This is a genomic window from Bacillus sp. PSXD-155 (assembly GCF_049310765.1).
Taxonomy (GTDB): Bacteria; Bacillota; Bacilli; order Bacillales; family Bacillaceae_G; genus Bacillus_A; species Bacillus_A cereus.
This window is the reverse complement of record NZ_JBMOWC010000116.1, coordinates 1-3,903: the sequence shown is the minus strand read 5'-3', so window position 1 is coordinate 3,903 and position 3,903 is coordinate 1. Positions and strand designations below refer to the sequence as shown.

The window sequence follows — 3,903 nt, the reverse complement described above, 5'->3', positions numbered from 1 at the left end:
CCAAAAGCTTACATTGAAATCCTTTGTTTAATTTATCTCAATTTCCCTGATACCTCAAAATTCAAAGGAAAAGTATACATTCAAAATTTGATGAATAAAGAGATTAAAATACCGGTAATCAAGAAAAAAGACTGTTTACGAAAATAGCCAAAAAGAAAAAGCTAGATTCAAGCTAACTTTTTTTCATAATTTCCGTTATCAGTAGTATCCCAAAAAGCTAACTACTTGTCTTTTTTAGATAAGTAATTAGCTTTTTGGGATACTTTAAAATATTAGCTTGATGGCTATTTGGTGGTACGCCAAATAGTATAATTAACAATCTTTTATATGTTGTGTAACTCGAAATCAAATGTTTATAAAGTTAAGACTACCAAGGAATTTAGAATTCAAGGCGGTTACACAAGATATAAGATAGGGGTAAGTAAAGGAAAGAATTATATGTTTTTTCAAATCCCTAAAAGGGTTCTATAGATCAATAAAATATGTTTATTTCAAATTGTCACATTTATGTAACATAATTGATTTATTTTATAATAGGAAACTAACACGAAACGAGGGAGAAGTTATGAAAAAAATCATACCGATAGTCGCATTAATAGGCATGATGAGCTTAGGGATACAAGAAATGAATGTGAAAGCTGAGACATACAAAAGTGCAGGTTCCAAAATGGATTTTTGGAATTCTAAAAGAACAGGCACTAATTTTATGAATAGCACTTCATTACCTGAGAATTACAAGAGTGCAAAGGAGGCCAATATTGAATATGTTCGTTTAGCACCTGATAAATGGGCAAAAGATGAAGCTTTCTTCTCTGGAGACAAACCAGATACACCAGGAAAAGATTTTCTTATAGGTAATGCAGATAACTATCAAGGATTAGTGAAAGAGGATGTAGCAAAATTAAAAAAAGATTTAGATGCTGCACAATCACAAGGAGTTAAAGTTGTACTTACAATGCTTTCATTACCTGGTGATCGTTGGCGTCAATTTAACAATAATAAGAATGATGATAGAATCTGGGAAGAAGAAAAATATCAAGAACAAGCAAGCCAATTTTGGAAGGACCTTGCGCTTGAATTAAAAGATCATCCTGCTGTGGTTGGTTACAATATTATAAATGAGCCACACCCAGAAACATCTAAGAAAAATAAATATAATGATTTTTGGACGGAAGATTATGAGAAATGGTATTCAAAAGTGAAGGGGACCCCAGCAGATTTAAATAAATTTTATCAAAAAGTTGTTAATTCAATTCGAGAAGTAGATAAAGAAACACCCATTATTTTAAATTCAGGTCTATATGCCACACCTTGGGCTTTTAAATATCTTGAACCAGTTAAAGATAATAAGACATTGTATGCATTTCATATGTATGAGCCATATCAATTAACAAGCCAACGTGAAAATCAAAATAAAGAGTATCAATATCCTGGAATTGTAAAAATAGGAGAATTAAAAACACCTATGATGTGGGATAAAGATGGATTAAATACATTCTTACAGCCTGTTCAAAATTGGTCTGAGAAAAATCATATACCATCTAATCGAATCATAGCTGAGGAATTTGGGATTAATCGTACCGTTCCAGGAGCACCTCAATATATGCAAGACTTAATGTCTATATTCAATCAAAAGGAATGGCACAAATCATTCTATGCATTCCGTGAAGATACTTGGACAGGAATGAATTATGAATTAGGAACAGGAAAAATAAAATGGGATGAAGAGGGGAAACCAATACGTCAAGATAATCCAATTTGGGATGTAATAAAAAATGATTTACAATCTCATAAACTTCTCAAGTTAGGCGGCCGAGTATGGGAGGATAATAATCAAAACGGCATTCAAGATCAAAGTGAAAAGGGAATGGACGGCGTTCGTGTTCAACTGTTAAATAAAGATCGTAATGTAATAAAAGAAGGAAAAACAGATGAAGAAGGGCGCTACTTGTTTGATGGGTTAACAGCAAACACATATCGTGTACAAGTAGAGAAATCATCTGGTTATATCTTCATGCCAAAACAAAGTGGACAAAATGTAACGGTTGACTCCGATGTAAATGAAGCTGGAGTAACAGACACTATTATTCTTTCAAATGACGATGTAACAATCGATGCCGGAGTAAATAGAAATAGATTCAAGGATGTCCCACAAGGACACTGGGCATTTCATGCGATTCATAATTTAGCGGATGAAGGAATTATTGCGGGTTATGGAAATGGAATATTTGGTATGGGAGACGATGTAACACGTGAACAAGTAGCTGCGTTAATTTACCGTACTTTGCATATAGAAAAACAAGATGAATATGAAAATCCATACAGAGATATCAATAAAAATTCAACAATGTTTCCTGAGGAAATATTAGCTTTAACTAAGCTAGGGATTTTCCAAGGGGATGATCAAGGAAACTTTAGACCGAAAGCTACATTAACACGTGCAGAAATGGCACAAGTTATTACGAAATCTTTTAAACTAGATGTGAAGGCTCCACATAATTTCAACGATGTTCCAGCAAATTCATGGGCAAAAGATGCGATTAGTGCCGTGCAATCGAACCATATTGCAGTAGGAGTTGGAGAAGGGAAATTTGCTCCGGATATGAAAGTAACACGTGAACAGTATGCACAATTTTTATATAATGCAATTTCGAATGAGCGATCCCATCAATAAAAAGAAAATAAAGTTGAGCGGCCTATTATATCATCAATATAGGGGAGTATTACTGCACGTAAAAGTTTAATTGGTGATAGCCTAAACCCATCAACCTAAGAGTGAAAAAAAATGAAATTTCGTTCATATGAACTAAAAAAACCTTCCAATATTTTGTGTCCTTAAAAATAATCATACCAAATAAACCTAGATAGGTATCATTTTTAATATACAAATTTGGATATATTACATTTGCGATAAGAATAAATAAATCGTAATTCTTATAAAAGTCCTATTTTATTAAGGGAATAGCAAATATATTATAAATAGTTTGATATAATGAAATGCAAATTAATTTATAGAGCGAGGTATATAATATTGAATAAACGACGTATTTTTATTGGTGCTGCAATGAGCAGTGTTTTACTATTATCTGCATGTGGTAATTCAGATAATCTTGCAACATCAAAATCAGGAAATTTGACCCAAGAAGAATTTAATAAAGAGTTGAAAGAGACAGCGGGAAAAGTCGTTCTACAACAAGCAATGTTAAACAAGATTTTACTAGATAAATATAAAGTTTCAGATGATGAAGCAAAGAAAAAAGTTGAAGAATTAAAAAAACAAATGGGTGATAATTTCAAAGCCTATTTAACACAGGCTGGAGCTAAAGATGAAGATGATCTTAAAAAGAAAATTAAATCACAAATAGCTTTTGAAAAAGCTGTTAAAGCTTCGGTTACAGAAAAAGAAATAAAAAGCCTTTATAAGCCAAAATTAAAAGCAAGTCATATTTTAGTAAAAGATGAAAAAACGGCGAAAGAAATAAAAGAAAAATTAAATAATGGAGAAGATTTTGCAGCATTAGCAAAACAATATTCAGAGGATCCTGGTTCAAAAGAAAAAGGTGGAGAATTACCTGAGTTTGGTCCAGGTGAAATGAAGCCTGAATTTGAAGAAGCCGCTTATAAATTAGAAGTTGGACAAGTAAGTGATCCAATAAAAGCTTCTTATGGTTACCATATTATTAAATTAACAGAGAAAAAAGAGTTAAAACCTTTTGATCAGGAAAAAGATAATATTCGTAAGGAATTGGAACAGAAACGTTTACAAGATCAACAATGGCAACAACAATTCTTCAAAGATTTATTCAAGAAAGCAGATATAAAAATATCAGATAAAGATTTAAAAGATACTTTTAAAGAATTTGAAAAATAAGGATATGTACAAAAAAAGAACCTAATAGGTTC

At 31.8% G+C, this 3,903-nt stretch carries 2 protein-coding genes; both read left to right on the top strand.

Annotated elements, in window-relative coordinates:
* Window positions 1-565: 565 nt before the first annotated feature.
* The gene (locus tag ACO6VI_RS32810; protein ID WP_422425184.1) at window positions 566-2,674 is read left to right on the top strand and encodes an S-layer homology domain-containing protein; all 2,109 of its coding nucleotides are present in this window, start codon (window positions 566-568) and stop codon (window positions 2,672-2,674) included.
* A 357-nt stretch (window positions 2,675-3,031) separates the two neighbouring features.
* On the top strand, window positions 3,032-3,871 hold the full coding sequence (locus ACO6VI_RS32805; RefSeq protein ID WP_059304068.1) for a peptidylprolyl isomerase: 840 nt from the start codon (window positions 3,032-3,034) through the stop codon (window positions 3,869-3,871).
* Window positions 3,872-3,903: the final 32 nt, after the last annotated feature.

Excerpts from the sequence above, each read along its gene's own strand:
- ACO6VI_RS32810 (WP_422425184.1), top strand. The coding sequence starts at position 566 with ATGAAAAAAATCATACCGATAGTCGCATTAATAGGCATGATGAGCTTA.